16 protein-coding genes, 8 tRNA genes and 1 rRNA gene are annotated in these 20,146 nt (G+C 36.8%); all 25 read left to right on the top strand.

What is annotated here, in order from left to right:
* A 23S ribosomal RNA gene (locus tag KE503_RS12790) occupies positions 1-177 on the top strand; the annotation flags it as partial.
* Positions 178-244: 67 nt separating this feature from the next.
* A tRNA-Asn gene (locus KE503_RS12785) sits at positions 245-317 on the top strand.
* A gap of 46 nt (positions 318-363) precedes the next feature.
* Positions 364-435, top strand: a tRNA-Glu gene (locus tag KE503_RS12780).
* A gap of 34 nt (positions 436-469) precedes the next feature.
* Positions 470-542: transfer RNA gene (locus tag KE503_RS12775), tRNA-Thr, on the top strand.
* A 6-nt stretch (positions 543-548) separates the two neighbouring features.
* Positions 549-622 (top strand) — tRNA-Ile (locus KE503_RS12770).
* A gap of 27 nt (positions 623-649) precedes the next feature.
* A tRNA-Asp gene (locus KE503_RS12765) sits at positions 650-723 on the top strand.
* A 27-nt stretch (positions 724-750) separates the two neighbouring features.
* Positions 751-823, top strand: a tRNA-Val gene (locus KE503_RS12760).
* Between the two features lie 31 nt (positions 824-854).
* A tRNA-Leu gene (locus KE503_RS12755) sits at positions 855-940 on the top strand.
* Between the two features lie 47 nt (positions 941-987).
* Positions 988-1,061 (top strand) — tRNA-Arg (locus KE503_RS12750).
* Between the two features lie 178 nt (positions 1,062-1,239).
* A complete protein-coding gene (locus tag KE503_RS12745; protein WP_022374277.1) occupies positions 1,240-1,911 on the top strand; it encodes a C40 family peptidase in 672 nt (223 codons plus the stop codon).
* 142 nt (positions 1,912-2,053) lie between these two features.
* A complete protein-coding gene (locus KE503_RS12740; RefSeq protein ID WP_022374278.1) occupies positions 2,054-2,719 on the top strand; it encodes an HAD family hydrolase in 666 nt (221 codons plus the stop codon).
* Positions 2,720-2,878: 159 nt separating this feature from the next.
* Positions 2,879-3,520, top strand: coding sequence for a dihydroxyacetone kinase subunit DhaL (dhaL, locus tag KE503_RS12735; RefSeq protein WP_055198491.1), 642 nt, complete (start codon positions 2,879-2,881; stop codon positions 3,518-3,520).
* Positions 3,521-3,782: 262 nt separating this feature from the next.
* Positions 3,783-4,160 (top strand): GntR family transcriptional regulator, encoded by a 378-nt coding sequence (locus KE503_RS12730; RefSeq protein WP_022374280.1) that lies wholly within the window; start codon positions 3,783-3,785, stop codon positions 4,158-4,160.
* A 3-nt stretch (positions 4,161-4,163) separates the two neighbouring features.
* A complete protein-coding gene (locus KE503_RS12725; RefSeq protein ID WP_212385423.1) occupies positions 4,164-5,036 on the top strand; it encodes an ABC transporter ATP-binding protein in 873 nt (290 codons plus the stop codon).
* Between the two features lie 15 nt (positions 5,037-5,051).
* Entirely contained in the window at positions 5,052-6,143 is a 1,092-nt protein-coding gene (locus tag KE503_RS12720; RefSeq protein ID WP_212385420.1) for a hypothetical protein, read from the top strand.
* Entirely contained in the window at positions 6,127-7,158 is a 1,032-nt protein-coding gene (locus KE503_RS12715; RefSeq protein ID WP_212385418.1) for a hypothetical protein, read from the top strand. Before KE503_RS12720 ends, KE503_RS12715 begins: the two co-directional genes overlap by 17 nt.
* 5 nt (positions 7,159-7,163) lie before the next feature.
* A complete protein-coding gene (locus KE503_RS12710) occupies positions 7,164-8,588 on the top strand; it encodes a hypothetical protein (RefSeq protein WP_249183064.1) in 1,425 nt (474 codons plus the stop codon).
* Between the two features lie 384 nt (positions 8,589-8,972).
* Positions 8,973-10,580, top strand: a complete 1,608-nt coding sequence (locus KE503_RS12705; protein WP_212385416.1) for a CTP synthase — start codon at positions 8,973-8,975, stop codon at positions 10,578-10,580.
* Between the two features lie 342 nt (positions 10,581-10,922).
* Positions 10,923-12,176: an alcohol dehydrogenase catalytic domain-containing protein gene (locus KE503_RS12700; RefSeq protein WP_055198481.1), complete on the top strand. Its 1,254-nt coding sequence runs from the start codon at positions 10,923-10,925 to the stop codon at positions 12,174-12,176.
* A 152-nt stretch (positions 12,177-12,328) separates the two neighbouring features.
* Positions 12,329-14,494, top strand: a complete 2,166-nt coding sequence (locus KE503_RS12695; protein WP_212385415.1) for a purple acid phosphatase family protein — start codon at positions 12,329-12,331, stop codon at positions 14,492-14,494.
* Positions 14,495-14,496: 2 nt separating this feature from the next.
* On the top strand, positions 14,497-15,609 hold the full coding sequence (locus KE503_RS12690; RefSeq protein ID WP_022374857.1) for a YibE/F family protein: 1,113 nt from the start codon (positions 14,497-14,499) through the stop codon (positions 15,607-15,609).
* Between the two features lie 123 nt (positions 15,610-15,732).
* A complete protein-coding gene (locus KE503_RS12685) occupies positions 15,733-18,369 on the top strand; it encodes a translation factor GTPase family protein (RefSeq protein WP_212385414.1) in 2,637 nt (878 codons plus the stop codon).
* Positions 18,359-19,156, top strand: coding sequence for a tyrosine-protein phosphatase (locus tag KE503_RS12680; RefSeq protein ID WP_249183063.1), 798 nt, complete (start codon positions 18,359-18,361; stop codon positions 19,154-19,156). Before KE503_RS12685 ends, KE503_RS12680 begins: the two co-directional genes overlap by 11 nt.
* Before the next feature lie 3 nt (positions 19,157-19,159).
* Positions 19,160-19,735 carry an SGNH/GDSL hydrolase family protein gene (locus KE503_RS12675; protein ID WP_212385413.1) on the top strand — a complete coding sequence of 192 codons (576 nt, stop codon included), beginning with the start codon at positions 19,160-19,162 and terminating at the stop codon, positions 19,733-19,735.
* The gene (locus KE503_RS12670) at positions 19,725-19,985 is read left to right on the top strand and encodes a hypothetical protein (protein ID WP_148368973.1); all 261 of its coding nucleotides are present in this window, start codon (positions 19,725-19,727) and stop codon (positions 19,983-19,985) included. Before KE503_RS12675 ends, KE503_RS12670 begins: the two co-directional genes overlap by 11 nt.
* Positions 19,986-20,146 lie beyond the last annotated feature (161 nt).

Raw genomic sequence — 20,146 nt, 5'->3', positions numbered from 1 at the left:
CCAAGTCTGGAAGGGATAAACGCTGAAGGCATCTAAGCGTGAAGCCCCCCTAAAGATAAGATTTCCCATACCGAAAGGTAGTAAGACCCCTTGAAGACGACGAGGTAGATAGGGCAGAGGTGGAAGTGTGGTAACGCATGGAGCTGACTGTTACTAATCGGTCGAGGCTTTAACCAAAGAAGGCTAGAGTGTAAAAGATGTGAATAGTTCTTGTATGTTGTTTTGAAGGTATATGCCTTAATAATCCTCGATAGCTCAGTTGGTAGAGCACACGGCTGTTAACCGTGCTGTCGCTGGTTCGAGCCCGGCTCGGGGAGTTTGATACTGAATAAAGTATTAAGACCGTGAAGCGGTCGGATATAAGGCTCCATGGTCAAGTGGTTAAGACACCGCCCTTTCACGGCGGTAACACGGGTTCAAATCCCGTTGGAGTCATTGCGATTCATAAATGAGTGATATCGTCTAATATGCCGTTGTGGCTCAATTGGCAGAGCAGCTGATTTGTAATCAGCAGGTTACCGGTTCAAGTCCGGTCAACGGCTTTAAACGGACCTTTAGCTCAGTTGGTTAGAGCAATCGGCTCATAACCGATCGGTCCGGGGTTCGAGTCCCCGAGGGTCCATTTAATTAAATAAATATTTTACATTCTGGCCCGGTGGCTCAGCTGGTTAGAGCGCCGCCCTGTCACGGCGGAGGTCGTGGGTTCGATTCCCATCCGGGTCGCTAGATTGTGTTTAAAACCAATCATTTGGGATCATAGCTCAGCTGGGAGAGCATCTGCCTTACAAGCAGAGGGTCATAGGTTCGAGTCCTATTGGTCCCACTTATATGCCAGATATTTAAGGTATGTATATGCCGCAGTGGCGGAACTGGCAGACGCGCAGGACTTAAAATCCTGTTCGAGTTAAATCGAGTACCGGTTCGATTCCGGTCTGCGGCATTTAGATGTGAATAACATCTAAGTTGTCAAATATGACAATTAAATATGTGGGCGTAGCTCAGCTGGATAGAGCGTCTGGCTACGGACCAGAAGGCCGGGAGTTCGAATCTTCTCGCCCACGCTGAAGAGATCTGATTTATCAGGTCTCTTTTTGTATTATTAGAAATAATAAATTTTACAATTATTGCATTTATTCATTACAAAAATTAAAACAATACGTTATTTTCTTTACATTTGTATTAGTTTATGTTAGAATTGTCAAGTATGTAACAGAAGTGTAACAATTGAAAGGGATTTGAATGAAATCACGATTAAAGAAAATAACAATTTTCTCATTAGTCTTTTTATTTATATTTAGTACAACATTAACAACAGCACCTAAGAAAGAAGTAAAAGCTGCAGAAGGCTATAGTGGGAAAATCTTCAGACATTGGACAAGATTAAGAACAGGAAAGTCAAAGAAAGCAAAAGTATTAAAAACATTAAAAGTTGGAACTGCGGTTACAGTATATGGAACAAGCGGAAGCTGGAGAAAAGTTTCTGTAGCAGGGAAGACAGGATATGTACCAAAACAGTATGTATATGTTGGTACAAAAGCTCCTTCATTAACAGGAAGTACATATAAGAAGGGACAGACAGTAGCTGAATTTGCACAGCGTTTTGTTGGGAATCCTTATGTATGGGGTGGAACTGATTTAAATCGTGGAGCAGATTGCTCTGGATTTATTGGTTCTATATACCGTTCATTTGGATATAAGCTTCCAAGATCTTCATCTGAATTAAGAAGCGCAGGAAGAAAAGTATCTTACAGCCAGAAACAGCCAGGAGATATCATCTGTTATAATGGACATGTTGCTATGTACATTGGAAATGGAAAGATTGTACATGCAAGCAGCAGAAAAACAGGAATTAAGATTTCTCAAAGAGCAAATTACCGCAGTATTGTTTGTGTAAGAAGAATTGTAAAATAAGAAAGTATATAGAAGAATCTTTGCATCAGATATATGATGTAAGGATTCTTTTTTTGATATTAGAGTTGATTAATTGTATAATAAGAATAATTTCAAAAATAAAAAGATTTTAGCAAAATCATAGATAGGAAGGAAAAGAAAAATGAAAAAATATAAAGGAATCATATTTGATCTTGATGGAACATTACTAGATACCATAGAAGATTTGACAGATAGTGTAAATGATGTGATGCAGCTATATCATTTTCCACAACATGATACAAAAAAATGTAAAATGATGGTAGGAAATGGATTCCGTAAATTGATCACAAGAGCATTGCCAGAGGAAAGACAAAAGGATGAACAGTTTGTCGATGAAGTACTAGCACAATTTGCCAAGGCATATCATAAAAGATATTTGAATAAAACGGTTCCGTATGAAGGTATTTTACAAATGGTCAATGAACTGCATAAGAATGGAATACAGACAGCTGTCAATTCAAATAAGCGAAGTGACTATACAGAAGCTTTGGTTAACAAATTTTTTGCACAAACACCTATGGTAGCAGTATATGGAGAACGTGAAAGTAAAGGCATTCCAAAGAAACCAGATCCAGCAGCTGCATTAGAAATTGCAGATAAAATGAAATTATCACCAGCTGAGATTTTGTATATCGGAGATTCAGAAACAGACATGAAGACAGGACAAAATGCTGGAATGGACACAATTGGAGTTGCATGGGGGTTTAGAGGAGCAGAAGAACTTAAAGCAAACCATGCAACTTATATTGCAGAAAATCCAGAAGATATTTTGAAATACATTTTATAAACATAGAATATAATATGAATCAATTACACCCTTAGAGTGAAATATAGCACCATAACAGGTGCTATATTTGAACTGAAAATCATTTCAGTAGAAAAAGATTGTATGCTAAAATAAACATAGATAAGATAAATACAATATTAATTTAAAGAGGTGTAAATTATGTCAAGTTTTAAAAATGCAGAAGCTGGAGTTATCGTAGATCAGTTGATCAAGACAATCCAGAAAGAAAGAGATTATTTAAGTGAGATCGATGGTAAGATCGGAGACGGTGATCATGGAATTAACATGAACAAAGGTTTCACAATGTGTGAGAAGAAATTAGAAGGAACTACATATAATCTGTCAGAAGGATTGACAACACTTGGAGAGACACTGTTAGAAGATATCGGTGGGTCAATGGGACCTCTCTATGGAATGTTATTTGATGAGATGGCTCAGGCATGTGAAGATGCAGATGATATCACAGTAGATGTATTTGCAGATATGATCACAGGAGCTGTAGAAGGAATTCAGGATATTAGTCCTGCTCAGGTAGGAGATAAATCTTTAATCGATACATTAGTACCAGCGAAGGAAGCATTTGTAGAAGCAAAAGAAGCTGGAAAAGATTTTGCAGAATGTTTAGATGCAATGAATGAAGCAGCAGAGAAAGGATGGCAGTCAACAAAAGATCTTGTAGCGAAGATCGGTCGTGCAAGCCGTCTGGGAGAACGTTCAAGAGGTGTTCTTGATGCAGGAGCAACAAGCTGCTACTTTATCATCACAACAATTGGGAATGCTGCAAAAGAATTATTAGCCTAAGAAAACAGTTAAGAGCAGAACAATCAGTTTTCTCTCATCGCAAAAGTGATGAACCTCTATATATTCATACAATTCGTTTGGAGAAGGACTTTGAAGTTTCAATTAAGAAGCTTTAGGGTCTTTTTCTTTTTTTGTATAAAAATAAAAAACAGATTGACAAATAAATAAAAAGTGTATATGATAACTGTATCACATGAAGTGATACAGTTAGTACAGTTAGTGATACAGTGCGATAAGATAAAAACAATAAGGAGGTGCCAATGTGTTTCGAATTAATCCGGCAAGCGGGAAAGCAATCTATGAACAGATCATGGAACAGGTAAAAGAAGCAGCATGGAAGGGCTACTTAAAACCAGGAGATGGACTGCCATCGGTCAGGAAACTTGCGTTACAGCTGAGTGTGACACCGAATACTGTAGCGAAAGCATATCAGTTACTTGAGAAAGAGAAAGTAATCGTAACAATCAGAGGAAAGGGAGCATTTTTAGCAGAAAATGCTTCACAAGAGGTGGATAAAGGAAAGATGCAGGAAATTAAAACAAGTCTGAAGGAGATATTAAGTGAACTTCGTTATGAAGGATATGACGAAGAGAAGATTGCAAATCTGATACATGAGATTTATCAGGATCTGGAGGGATAGGATATGAAAGTGATCGAACTAAAGGACGTAAAAAAATCATATGGAAAACGGGAGATTCTTCATGGAATCAATCTTGATGTAGAAGAAGGGAGCATTCATGGGCTGGTAGGACGAAATGGATGTGGAAAGACAACACTGATCAAGTGTATCACAGGAATCTACGAACAAGATCAGGGGCAGATATTAATCTGCGGTGAAGAAGTTTTTGAGAATCCAAAAGTAAAAGCAAAGGTAGGATATGTTGCAGACAGCAACCAGTATTTTGACGGGTACCACATTGACGAGATGATTGAATTTTATAAACAGATGTACCCGACATTCGAGGAGAAAGCATTTAAAGACTACAATCAGAGTATCGGATTAGATGTAAGTAAAAGGATCAGGGAATTATCAAAAGGGCAGGCAATGTCATTAGCTGCGATGTTGAACTTGTCTATTCATCCACAAGTCATGATCATGGATGAACCAATGTCAGGGCTTGATGTGATCGTACAAAAACAGATTAAAGACTTTATTGTCAATGAAGTTGATATGAACGGAATGAGTGTGTTTATATCTTCTCATGATCTGAAAGATTTAGAAAGTTTCTGTGATTCCGCAAGCATGATGAAGGAAGGAAAGATCCTTTATCATGGAACGATGGATCAGATGAAAGAAAGATTTACAAAATTACAGGTCGTATTTGGAGAAGCAAGAAGTGAGATTTTCAAAGAACTTCCTGGAGTGATCACATATTCCAATCTTGGAAGCGTGTACACAGTTGTGTTAGAAGGGTATGGACAGCCAATTTTCGAGGCATTAAAACAAGCAGGAGCTATTGTGGTAGAAGAGATTCCATTAAGTTTAGAGGAAGTATTCGTCTACAGCAATCGCTAAGAGGGAGATGAGGAGATGAAATTTTTTAAGAAATATTATCTGGTGCTTCCGCCAGTGGCATTGATCTATGGAATTTATATATTAAATATAAAATATCCTTATGATGGATTTCCACAGACATTAATGGATTCCATAATTAATGGATGGTTATTGATATGGGTTTTATTTGCAGCATTATCTGGAGGAATCATATATCAGCTGCAGCAAAGTAAGAAGCAGCAGTATATATACAGTCTGCCATGGACCAAAAAAGATATTTATAAAAAAAGTGCAGCAGGGCTTCTTGTATCACTGATGATCGCAGAGGTCATTTATGGAATTTTCTTTGCAGCAAAACTTACAATGATCCCAAGTAAAGAATCACTTACAAATATCATTGTATGTACATTATTAAATGCAGCATTCTGTTTTGCACTCTGTGCGGTTACACATCTTGTTGTTGTTGTGACAGCTTATATCTGGCAGGGGTTGATTCTGGCAGTAATCAGCATTTATGTGATGCTTCCAATCATTATTCAGAATACAGCATTTTTAATTCAGATGGTATTTAAAATCAAAACATATAAATATGCAATCTTTGAATGGGTAATCTATTCGGTGTATGATCGTCGATTCTTGATTCCATTAAATTATCAGCTGGATATAAGTATAATGGACACAAACTTAATCTGGAAAGCACAATATATGAATACATCATTGATCTGTATTGCAGCATTTATAGCAGCAGGGGGGTTATGCCTGTGGTTTGCAAAGCGTAAATTTATAAGACAGAACCTGGCACAGAATCGAATGCTGACAAGGCTGTCAAGGATAGAAAACAAGCTGGTCATGACGGTCGGACTGTCATTTGTAATTTTCAATGCAGTAAGCAATCATGAAATAAATCAACAGGTATTTAATTATGAAAGAACTCTGTACAACAGGATTTATGAGCTGATAGCATGGAATAAAGACATTATGGGAAATGGGGACAGCTATAGAATGATCATGCAGAAGTTAAGCGGAATGCATCTGTTGATATATTTTGCAGTGATCTTTGCAGGATGCTATGTTGCAGTCTCATTGGTTCAGACAATAAGGAGGAAACATTATGAGAGGGCTTGTTAAGCATGAAAAAAGAAATATGCTGATCATAACATTGGCGTTTACGATCGTGGTATGGTTTGTGTTACAAGGCGCGATTGCAAGTGATATTGCAGGAACTGGAAATCGATATATTTATGACAACTATGGGAATCTATTTTTGGGAACGCTCAATCAGTATTATGAATCATTTATTATGATACTGATGATACCAATCAGTTTTGTTGCAATCATGCAGTATCGGGAAAGCAGTATTTCAAAATGCGGTGAATTTTTAATGCAGCTGCCAGTAAAAAGAGGCCAGATCTTTCTGGTCAGAACGATTATCGGAATGATGATATATACGATTCCGTGGCTGTTTTTTTTCTTTGGAATGATCATGATGAGAATTCAGGCAGAGTCATGGTATGAGATGAAATTATCGTCATGTACAAATGGAGAATTATTGCTTGGGAATGATAATGTCTTCCACTTGTGTGTATATCTTTTATTTATGTGGATTTCATTGACATTGATCTATGCCGTAGCAGTATTTTTTCAGAATATCTGTAAAAGACCATGGATCGCAGGAGCTATTGGAGTGGGAGCAATGTGTTTTCCCGTATTTATGGACTATGTCATGCCGAAAGTGAATCTTCTTCCAGGTGGGATGCTTAATGGATGGTGGATGGCAGCATTTTTTGAAAATGGACCAATATCAGAAGAATGCGTGTGGGATGAGGGTGTACACCAGACTGTAACAATGGCATCGTTTGATCATTTTGTACAGATCCTTTTAATTCAGATTCTGCTTATACTGGTATTTTTCGCAGTTGCTTTCTATGTATTTAAAAAGGCAGATATGGCAAAACGAAATAATTTCATGTATTTTCCATGGATGGAGAAACTGTTTTTATGGATTTTCCCATTTTGCGTTTCATTGTTCATAGTAGTAATAGGATTTAAGATTCAGTCATATAAAGGCGGCGTTATCGCAGTAGTTATTGCAAGTATCGTATTTTATATGGTAAGAAGACATAGAAAAAGGAGGGAAGCATAATGTATATGGGCTTATCATTGGGAGTGATCATTATCTTATTGCCACTGCTTCTTTTAGCATTTCTGATCGCAGTGGGAGTTGTGCTTTACCGACATCCATCAAAACTACAGAAAAAATGGTATCAGGTATCGTTGAAAAAAAGAAGAAGAGTAAAACAGGCAGGAATCTTTCTTGGATTTTGTGCAGCAGCCGCATTATTCATCTATCCTTTAGTGAATGGAGAAAAATTTGTATCAACGATCCGTCTTTCTGCGAAGGAAAGAAATCTTATCACAAAAAATAAAATTAAAAAGACAGCAGATGAATCCTCAAAAGCAGGAACAGCGAAAAATGATAAATGGCTGAAATCATTATATAAGATCATAAGATCAGATGATATGATTGCAGCACAGTTTTTAAGTAACAGCAGCAGTTATGATGAATGGGCATCAAATATTGGCATTGGGTCAACTGGAGAATATGAAATGCGGTTGTTTGTAGAAAATGTTGTAGCTGACAAGTTCGCTGAAAAGAAATCCGATGAGGACATTGATTCTGATGAAGATTTTGACAGCTATGATGACACAGGATTTTATAAGATTATCCAAAGACCAGATAATACATTGGAAGAAAATTATCAAAAACTGACAGATTCAGAAAAACAAGATGTCAGAGCTCTGAAATGGCATTATAAGGATGGACTTTTATATGCAACAGATGATGAGCATAAAGTATGCATCAATGGAACAGCCCAGATTTCCATGAAGGACACCAAACTGATCAATATGATGGAAAAATCCGGATACAAGGGTATTAAAAAGTGGATGGAACAATGTGAAAATGATCAGTCAGGAATCAAAGTAAAAGTAGGAAATAAAACATATTTGCTTCATAATACAGATAAATGGCATAAATTCGAGAAAAATGGTTTGTCAATTTTCTATAATTACAAGCGTTTTATCATTCGTTTTGATGCAAACAAAATAGTTGGAATAAAGAGCAATCTATCAGAACTTCCACAAAGCGGAAGAGCATTATGGACAGTCATAGCGGATCAAAGCGGCACAGCTTCAAAGGAAATTATTCTTCGTTCTTATAATGATGAGAATCTGTATGCCAAGAAAAATGTCCAGATCTTTATGAAGGATCACAAGATCAAGCAGTTATTGATTTACTGGGACAAGGCAGATGAATTAAAAGGATTTACAAAAGAAGAAAATATATTTATGAAAGCATGCTTTGAGAAAATGGGCATTGCATCTGAAGATGCACAAAAATGGTTAGAAGAATTTAATTCTGTATCTTTGTCAAAGAAGAATGCCCAGAATGGAGAACTTGGGAACTGGACATATAGCTATGGAAATAGTGAAAATCAGATCGTTTCTTTAGTTGATAGTAATCATGATGATAATTATGTAAATTTTTACAAAAAAAGTAAAGGAAATAATTGACAAAAATAAAATGATATGGTAAATTATGGGTAGAAAGTGCTTGTAGCACATAACTCCCCTATAATAAACAGATCGAGATCTTAGGTTTTCCTGCGATGATTCATCGCCCATACCCCGAAGAATCTCATATATTTGTATTTTAATCATCATCAACAATCATTTTATTTATCTACAATCCTCTATCTAGATAATGTGATACAGGCACTTTCTCTTTTGCATGATGACAACAAGGGTTCTGATTCTTTTATAGTTTAAAAGGATCAGAACCATTTTTCTGCATTTTTAAGAAATCACAATGACAAATGAAAAATAATATGATATGATATTGTTTTGAATGGAATAATATAAGAAAGTAGTAGTAATTCACATATAGGAGGAAAAAACATGCCAGTAAAGTACGTATTTGTCACAGGAGGAGTTGTATCTGGATTAGGTAAAGGAATCACAGCAGCTTCTCTGGGACGATTACTAAAAGCCAGAGGCTATCATGTCACAAGCCAGAAGTTTGATCCATACATCAACATTGATCCAGGAACAATGAATCCAATCCAGCACGGAGAAGTTTTCGTAACAGATGATGGAGCAGAGACAGACTTAGACCTTGGACATTATGAAAGATTTATCGATGAAGGACTGAACAAGAAATCAAACGTTACAACAGGTAAAGTATACTGGAGTATCTTATCCAAAGAACGTCGTGGAGATTACGGTGGTAACACAGTACAGGTAATCCCACATGTAACAAATGAGATCAAGAGCCGTTTTTACAGAAGCGAAGATCCAAGTGATCAGGAAGTAGCGATCATCGAGATCGGAGGAACAGTCGGAGATATTGAGAGTCAGCCATTCTTAGAGGCATTAAGACAGTTCCAGCATGAAGTAGGACATGAAAACTGCATTTTGATTCATGTAACATTAATTCCATACTTAAAGAGTTCAGGAGAATTAAAGACAAAACCAACACAGGCAAGTGTGAAAGATTTACAGGGAATGGGAATCCAGCCAGATATCCTTGTTTGTCGTTCAGATTATCCATTAGATGACGGGATCAAGAGAAAGATTGCTCAGTTCTGTAATGTAGACCGTTCAAGAGTCATTCAGAACTTAGATGCAGAAGTATTATATGAAGTACCTCTGATGATGGAGAAAGAACATCTGGCACACGAAGTATGTGAATGTTTAAATATGCCATGCCCAGATCCAGATCTTGATGATTGGAAGAAGATGATCGATGCTTGGAAACATCCAGAACATCAGGTAGAAATTGCCTTAGTTGGTAAATATGTATCTTTACATGATGCATACATCAGTGTTGTTGAATCATTAGAGCATGCAGGAGTTGCTAATTCTGCCAATGTTAAGATCCGTTGGGTAGATTCAGAGAGAATCAGCTCTTACAATGTAGATGAGATGTTAGGTGGGGTTCACGGAATCTTAGTTCCAGGTGGATTCGGAGATCGTGGTATTGAAGGAATGATCTGTGCGATCAAATATGCAAGAGAAAATAAGATTCCATATCTTGGAATTTGTTTAGGAATGCAGCTTACATTAGTAGAATTCGGACGCCATGTCTTAGGATTTGCAGATGCACACAGCAAGGAATTTAATCCAGAGACAACACATCCAATGGTTCATATTATGGCAGATCAGGATGGAGTTACAGATCTTGGAGGAACTTTACGTTTAGGATCTTATCCATGTGTATTAACAGAAGGATCCAAGGCATATGAATTATATGGAGAAAAAGAAATCCATGAAAGACACCGTCACAGATATGAAGTAAATAACAAATATCGTGATGTTCTTCAGGAGAATGGAATGATGTTATCTGGATGTTCACCAGATGGAAGAATCGTAGAGATGGTAGAGATTCCAGAACATCCATGGTTTGTGGCAACACAGGCACATCCTGAATTCAAATCTAGACCTAATAAGGCACATCCTTTATTTAAGGGATTTGTTGAGGCAGCATTGAAACATCAAGGGAAATAAATTTGTGTGTTGGCCAACTGTAGATTTCGAGTATATGATAAAAAATAAATAAGCAACTGAAAGTGCTGCGGTGGAATTTTGTTCAAAATATGGCAAAATTCCAATGCATCGCTTTCGGTTGCTTATTTATTTTTTATCATATACCAGAAGTTTAATTTCTTTTATCTTCTGTTAATGAATACAAAAATTATCAGCCAATCTCCTTTAACATATACGAAATCCTACCGTCGCACAATTTTACCAGTTCTTTTTCCCTTCATCCTATGTTATAATAAAAAAGACTAATTGAACAATTATCATAATGCGACATTGACATTTGACAAACTTAGGGGGCGAAAGACCATGAAGATCAAAGGAGTCAGACTCTATGGAGTCAAAGATATACGTCTGGAAGAATTTGAAATCCCTGATATCACAGAAGATGAAGTACTGTTGAAGATTGAATGTAATGGGATTGCTATGTCAACGCTAAAAGAGATCACTTTGGCACAGCGGCATTTACGAGTACCAAAGAATATTAAGAAGAAACCAGTACTGATCGGACACGAATTTTCAGGAACAATTGCGAAGGTAGGAGAAAGATGGAAGGATGAATATCAGGAAGGAAAGAAATTTGTGATCGTACCTGAGATTCCACTTCAGATTGAATCACCAGGATATTCTTACCCATATTTTGGTGGAGCAGCTACCTATTGTATTGTACCGGGAGATGTTATAGAGAAAGGATGTTTGATACAAAGAGAAGCCGGAGCGTTTTATGAGCTTGCTCAGGCACAGGCATTATACAGTGTAGTAAGCAGTTTCCACTCAAATTATCACAGCAAACAGGGGTCTCATGATCATATATCTGGAATCAAAGAAGGCGGTAATACGATCATTCTTGGAGGAGCAGGACCTATGGGGCTTATGGCCATTCGATATGTACTTGAAATGGATAGGAAACCCAAGCGTTTAGTGATCACCGATACGAATAAGGAACGTTTAGAGAAAGTCAGGAAGATCATTCCGGTTGAGGAAGGCAGGAGACACGGAGTAGAACTATACTATATCAATCCATCGATGGTAACAGACTCTGTACCAGTATTATTAGCAATGACAAATGAAAAAGGCTATGATGATGTCTTTGTTTATGCACCCCCAAAATGTGTAGCAGAGATAGGAAACCGCATTATGGCAATGGATGGTTGTATGAATATTTATGCAGCTACAGCTGATAAGAACTATCGTGCAGGAATGAATATCTATGGAAGTCATTATTTAAAGACCAAACTGATTGGATCTTCAGGAGGATTACGATCTGATATGGTCGAAGCACTTGAACTGATTGAGAATAAAAAGATGAACCCGGCAATAGGAATCACACATATTGGTGGAATCAATGCAATCGTAGATACGACTTTGTATTTAAAGAAAATGCCAGGGTCTAAAAAGATCATCTACCCACAGATAGATCTCCCGCTTACAGCAATTGAAGATTTTAGAAAGCTTGGAGAAACTGATCCAGTATTCGCACAATTGGCAGACGCATGCAGTAATCATGGAGGGTTGTGGAATTCGGAAGCAGAAAGTATTTTGTTGAAGCATTTTGAAAAATAACAACAAGGATATATGAAGAAACATAAAACTTCATATATCCTTGTTATTTTACAAAATGTTTACATTTATTTGAAATTAGAATTTACATATATCTGATAAAATTTTTTAATGAACAAGGAAAATGCTAAAAGCAAGAGTATTAGGAGGTATATATGAAATCTAATTGGAGAAAACAAATGATGATCAGTGCATTAGCATTGACACTTTCTGCGGCAAATGCAGCTCCAGTATTTGCAAGTGCGGCTCCAGATGGCAAGTCAAACGCAGCAGAAATTGCACAGACAATGGGAACAACGACGCAGTGGAATCGTTGGCAGAAAGAATGGAAAACTTTAAAAAATGACTGGACACAAATTTCATTATCACCAGGAAGTAATGCAACAGAACTGAATTTTGCATGGTACACACCAAAACAGACAAATGATAATAATTCAAATGCGGATGTGGAAGCCAAAGTACAAGCAATTTCTCCAGATCAGAAAGATAGTAATGTTCCAAAACTGATCATTGGTGAAGGACGTAATATGAAAAATGCCAAAGTATACGAGGCAGAACAAACAGAAGTAAAAGATGAGCAGGACAGCAATGGTGGAACATATAATTCTAATAAAGTAACAGCAACAGGATTAAAAGAAAATAAAACATACTATTATAGTTATGACAACGGAAATGGCTATACAAAACCAGCTGCATATACAACGAAATCTAAAAAGGACTTTTCATTTGCATTTGTGGGAGACCCACAGATCGGATCTTCCAATGAATTAAAAGGAAAAGACAGTAAAGAATTTTACGATGCACAGTCTAATGCAGTAAAAAGTGATGCGTTTAACTGGTCATCCACTTTAAATGCGGCATTAGAAAAGACAGATAACAAGTTAAGTTTTGTCGTATCTGCAGGTGACCAGATTCAGACAACAAAGAAAAAATCACCAAACAAAGATGCATCAAAAAGTGAGATTGAATATACTGGATATTTAAGTCCGGAAGCATTAAAATCACTTCCAGTGGCGACAACGGTAGGTAACCATGATGCAGATAACGCAAACTATACCTATCATTTTAACAGAACCAATGCCAGTGAGCTTGGGAGTAATAAGGTAGTTGGTGGAGATTATTATTTCAAATATGGAAATGCCTTATTTATCATGTTAAATACACAAGATACCAATGTAGCAGAACATGAACAGTTTATTGAGCAGACAGTTGCAGCAAATAAAGACTGCAAATGGAGAATCGTAACACTGCATCAGGATATCTATGGTTCAGCAGAACATTCCAACGAGCCAGAGATCACAAATTTAAGATACCAGTTAACACCGATTTTTGAACAAAATGATGTTGACGTGGTATTAACAGGTCATGATCATGCATATTCCAGATCTAAAATGTTATTAGGCGGAACAAAAGCCAATGATTATACAGACGATGAGTTTGATGCAGAATTAAAGAAAGATATGGATGCGGGTGAAAATCCAACAACAAGAACTGTAGCACCAGCAAATATCAAAAATGACAGCACAGATGAAAAAGACCAGAAATACTTATCATACCTTAAGAGTATCATGGATGAAAAAGCAATTGAAACTGTCAAAAAACAAGGAAGTTCTGTGATCAATCCAGAAGGTGTCCTTTATATGACAGCTGGTTCTTCTTCAGGAAGTAAGTATTATGATCTGGTACCAAGACAGCAGACATACATTGCACACCGCTGGCAAGAAGATGTTCCAACATATTCTGTTGTAGACGTGACAGAAAACAATTTAACGATCAATACATATCGTACAGACAATGATGAAAAGATTGACGAAACATTTTCTATCACAAAGAGCAAAGGAGATGTAGCATCACTCAATAAAGAAATTAAAGCAGCAGAAAGTATTGTAAAACAGAAAAATACATATATAACACAAAGCTACAGAGTCTTTGAACAGGCACTTGCAGGAGCTAAGAAAGTTGCAGCAGATAAAAAGGCAACAAAAAGTGAAGTAGAAAATGCATTAAAAGCTCTGACAAATGCAAAAGCAGCATTAGAAAAGAAAGTTGTAGTAGCAAAAGCATCTGCAACGCTGAAAGCTGGGAAAAAGAAAGTAACAGTTAAGATCAAAAAAGCATCTGTATCTGGATATGAGATTAAATATGCAGCAAACAAGAACTTTAAGAATGCAAAAGTAAAAAATACAACAAAAACTACTTATACGATCAAATCATTAAAATCAAAGAAGAAATGCTATGTAAAGGTTCGTGCATACAAAGTAGTCAAAGGTAAGAAAATCTACGGTTCTTACAGTAAAGTTCTGAAAGCAACTGTGAAATAACAATGAAACAAAAACAGATGAAAAGAGTGTGTCTGCTGATTGCAGGCATTCTCTTTCTTCTGCTGTTTTTTTCATTTTCTGGAATTGAGAAGACAAAACTTCTTGATACAGATGGAAGAAATTTTGAAAAAGCAGAAGTAACAAAAGTGATCTCTGGAAATTTATCCAATAGTGGAAGTGGAAAACAAACCGTAGAATTAAAACTTTTATCTGGAGATCATAAAGGAAAAACAATAGAGGCAACAAGTTCCCAGAGCTATTTATTTGGTGCAAAATGTAAAAAGGGAATGAAAGTCATAGCGATCGTGAATGAATCAAATGGAGAATTCGTAGCTTCTGTATATAGTGTAAACAGAGGTCCTATGGTATGGCTGATGGCAGCCATTTTTGTAGCAATCGTGGTTGCAGTCGGTGGAAGGAAAGGAATTTCATCAATCTTAAGTTTGGTCTTTACAATGCTTTGTATCTTTTTTATTTTCCTTCCAATGATCTATAAAGGAATATCGCCAATATTGGCAGCTGTACTGGTGGTTGCATTTACAACGATTGTTACGATGTGCATGGTCGATGGGATTACGAAGAAATCAGTAGCTGCAATGCTTGGAACTGTCATAGGGGTGGTGTTTTCTGGAGCATTTGCATTAATCTTTGGACAAGTAACATCAATCACAGGATATAATGTATCGGATATAGAAAATCTTGTTTATGTAGGAGAGATGACGGATATAAAGATCGGAGAACTCCTATTTGCAGGAATTTTAATCGCATCATTAGGCGCTGTTATGGATGTTGGAATGTCGATTGCATCAACATTAAACGAATTAAAAGAACAAAATCCACAAATGATGACAAAAGAATTGTTTCAATCAGGAATGAATGTCGGAAGAGATATGATGGGAACGATGACCAATACACTGATCCTTGCTTTTACAGGGGGATCGATCAATACATTAGTATTTATTTTTGCATACAATTATGAATACCAGCAAGTGATCAATATGTATTCGGTAGGAATCGAGATCATGCAGGGTTTATCATCAAGTCTTGGTGTGATCATGGCAGTTCCAGTAACTTCTTGGATCGCAGCATTTTTATATAGTAAGAATCAAAAATAATAAAGAAAAGGCAGAAAAATGAACAGGTTTTTCTGCTTTTTCTTTTGGAAAATAAGATATTAGACTTTTCTCATCGAAACAGATATACTTAGATATAGATATAAAAAAAAGGATGAGATGATCATGGAAAAAAGAAAACACATCTGTGTCGGAATTCTGGCACATGTTGATGCCGGAAAGACGACGCTTTCCGAGGCAATTTTATATACAGCAGGTAACTTAAGAAAATTTGGACGAGTAGATAACGGAGATGCGTTTTTAGATACTTATGAACTGGAAAGATCAAGAGGGATCACCATTTTTTCGAAGCAGGCGGAAGTATCAATGGAAGAGATGGATCTGACACTTTTAGATACACCGGGACATGTGGATTTTTCAGCGGAAATGGAACGTACGTTGCAGGTATTAGATTATGCGATTCTTGTGATCAGTGGTGCAGATGGAGTTCAGGGACATACACTGACTTTATGGAGCCTGTTAAAGAGATACGAGATCCCAACATTTTTATTTATCAATAAGATGGATCAAAATGGAACAGACAAAACCGCTTTATTAGAAGAATTACAAGAACGCTTAAGCAGTGGATGTATTGATTTTGGAACGAAAAACAGTGATGAATTTTATGAAGCTGTTGCGATGGAAGATGAAGAATTATTAGATCAGTATTTAGAATCTGGAGAGATAGAGGATGAACAGATTCGAAAAATGATCACAGAACGTAAGATTTTTCCTTGTTTCTTTGGATCAGCATTAAAACTTCAGGGAGTGGAAGAATTTCTAAATGATTTTGGATATTGTACGGAAGAAAAAGAATATCCAGAACAATTTGGAGCACGTGTTTTTAAGATCACAAGAGACGAGTCAGGAAACAGGCTGACTCATTTAAAAGTAACCGGAAAAGACTTGAAAGTCAAAACAGTGATCACAAGCAGTGATGAGAAGATCAATCAGATCCGTATTTATTCAGGAGAAAAATATGAGACAGTGAATGAACTTGAAGCGGGAAGAATCTGTGCGGTGACAGGTTTAAGTGACACTTATCCAGGACAGTGCCTTGGAGTCGAACAGGGTGGCTATGAGCCAGTGTTAGAACCAGTTCTTACTTATCAGATGATCCTTCCAGAACAGACAAGTGCGACTATTATGCTGCCGAAACTTCGACAACTAGAGGAAGAAGAACCAGAACTTCATATCATTTGGAATGAGGAATTACAGGAAATTCAGGTTCAGATCATGGGAGAAGTCCAGATTGAGATTCTAAAAAGTTTGATCAAAGAACGTTTTGATGTCGATGTCGAATTTGGACAGGGGAATATTGTATACAAAGAAACAATAGCAAATACTGTAGAAGGTGTTGGACATTTTGAACCACTTAGACATTATGCGGAAGTACATTTGCTTTTAGAACCTTTAGAAAGAGGAAGTGGAGTTGTCATTGATACACAGTGCAGTGAAGATATACTGGATAAGAACTGGCAGAGATTGATCCTGACTCATTTATTAGAAAAAGAACACAGAGGTGTTTTAACGGGAGCACCGATTACGGATATTAAGATTACACTGGCAGCAGGACGAGCGCACCAGAAACATACAGAAGGTGGTGATTTCCGTCAGGCAACCTATCGTGCAGTCCGTCAGGGACTTCGCATGGCAGAAAGCATTTTATTAGAGCCATATTATAAATTTCGCTTAGAGATTCCACAGCAAATGGTAGGACGAGCCATGACAGATATCGAAAAAATGCATGGAACATTTGAAACACCGGATACATCAAAAGAAATGGCGGTATTACAAGGGGTAGCACCAGTTTCAACCATGCAGGGATATCAAAAAGAAGTATTGGCATATTCCAAAGGAATGGGAAGATTATTTACGACATTAAATGGATATGATATCTGCCATAATGCAGAAGAAATCATAGAAGAAGCTGGTTACGATCCAGATCATGATCTTGAGAATCCTTGCGGTTCTGTATTTTGCTCTCATGGGGCAGGTTATAATGTTTCGTGGGATGAAGTTCCAGAACATATGCATTTAGAAAGTGTGTTAGCTAAAGAAACAGAGGAAGAAGAATTCGACGAGATTGCTCAGAGAAGAGCATATATTGAAGACGAATGGATCGATACAGATGAGATTGACAAAATCTTAGAGCAGACATTTTACGCAAATCAGCACAATAAAAGTAAATGGAAGAAAAAGAAGGCGGCAAGGATTGAACAGGATTATCATTCATCCGCTGAAAAATCTTCTGTGAAGCGAGATATGTCAAAAAAATATTTATTGGTTGACGGATATAATGTCATTTATGCGTGGGATGAACTCAAAGAATTATTAGATACGAATGTGGATGCAGCCAGAGGCAAACTTCTTGATGAAATGTGTAACTATCAGGGAATGAAAGGTATGGAATTGATCGTTGTATTTGATGCATATCGTGTAAAAGGTCATGAAACAGAGATCACAGATTATCTAAATATCCATGTAGTCTACACAAAAGAAGCAGAAACTGCCGATCAGTATATCGAGAAATTTGCCCATACTCACGGGAGAAAATATGATGTGACAGTAGCAACATCTGATGGACTTGAACAGATCATTATTCGTGGACAAGGATGCAGACTTTTATCAGCAAGAGAACTAAAACGAGATTACGAAGAAGCAAAAGCACAGATCCGGACAGAATATCTGGACAAGCAAAAACATGAAAAATCATATGTCACGGATGGAATTTCACTAGAAGATACAATGAATGAAAACTAGAAATGGAGATGATATCATGGGGAAAATACATCTGGAAGGTGCGGATAATGCAAGAGATCTTGGCGGATTAAAAACAACAGAAGGCGCCGTGATACGGGAGAAAAAATTAATCCGCAGCAATCGTTTATCGAAACTTACGCAAAATGATATGAATCTTTTGTCAAATGAATATCATTTACATAAAATCTTAGATCTACGGACACCAATGGAAGTAGAGCAGGAAGCGGACCTTGAAATACCAGAAGCAAGTTATATGAATATTCCATTTTTTATGGAAAGTATGGTTGGGGTAAGCCGTGAACAAGAAACTAAAAAACAGATGTTGCATATGCAAGAATTTCCAGATATGAAAGACATCTATATTATGATGATTCAAAATAAATTCTGCAATCAGCAGATCACAAAGGCAGTAAGAGAGGTTATGACTACAGAAAATGGATCTGTTTTATGGCACTGTACAGAAGGAAAGGATCGCTGTGGTTTGCTTTCTGCAATCATTTTATTTTTATTAGATGTATCGGAAGAGGATGTCATGGAAGATTACTTAAAAACAAATAAAGCAGCCATAAGACGAGTCGAAAAAATACGGAAAAAATTGCACGTGGCAGGATTTCATCAAGAAAAGATTGAAAAATTAGAAGGCTATTTCGTGGCAAAAGAAGAGTTTTTAAACGCAGCACTGAAAACAATGAAAGAAGATCATGGTTCGATCAATCAATTTATCAAAAATGGATTACATATTTCTATGAAAGAAAAACAGCAATTTAAAGATAAGATATTGGAGTAGACAATGAAAGATAAGAAAAAAACAATCGTTATGTTTGGAGATTCTTTAACAGATTATTTTCCAATGGATAAATTACAAGATATCGATGCAGATATTATCAACAGTGGAGTTGCAGGAGACACAATTGCAGAAATGGGAGCTAGATTATCTTATGACGTTTATCCATATCATCCAGACATTATCATCATGCAAGGCGGAGCCAACGATTTCCTAATGTCATTGTATCCAGGAGCAAAACCATTAGCCGAACGATTGATCAGATTGGCACTTAGAATCAGAAAACAACTACCAGATACAAAAATTTATATCGAATCCATGTATCCGGCATATACAAAAAGAATCGGTCTGATGCCATCGTGGGCAGAAGGAAAATCGAATGAAGAGATACAAAAGATCAATACCTGGATTAAAAAATTATGCAAGGAAAACGATTTTAATTATATAGATGTATTTAGTCATTTGATAGGAGCAGATGGACAGCTGTCTAGAGAGTATACAGTTGATGGGATACATTTGCAGGATTCTGCATATGAAATTGTGGCTGAAATTTTAATTTGCGGTGGTGTGTATGGAAAATAATATTGTATGGGGTTTCAATCATTCGCCATATATTGTCCCCGAAGCTTCGAAATATACTGTCTGCAGTTTAAAAGTTTCCGGCACAGTTTCATCGAAAGAAGCTGAGGAAGTCTGGTATCCCGCTTCATTCTTGGAACAAGATTCTGATCCCATGGGGTGTGCAAGACATATTTGTATAAAAAAGCAATGGATGAATTATAAAAGTTACAGGTTGAAGCAGAGATACCACAGCGGCGTTTATCCAGGATAAATGTTCTGGCATCCAAAAGAGTCAGTTTTTCCATAGGTTTGTAGCCAAGATATTTCATAAATAGACTGATAAAAACCTCCATGATGATAACGACATAAAAAAGAAGCTACCAGTCTCATGGAGGTCCTCGTAAGAAAGAAAATCTTTTGTCAGCGAATACA

The organism is Anaerostipes sp. Marseille-Q3525 (assembly GCF_018223505.1).
Classification (GTDB): Bacteria; Bacillota; Clostridia; order Lachnospirales; family Lachnospiraceae; genus Anaerostipes; species Anaerostipes amylophilus.
Note: the sequence above shows the minus strand (reverse complement) of the source record. Positions and strands in the feature narration are given on the sequence as shown.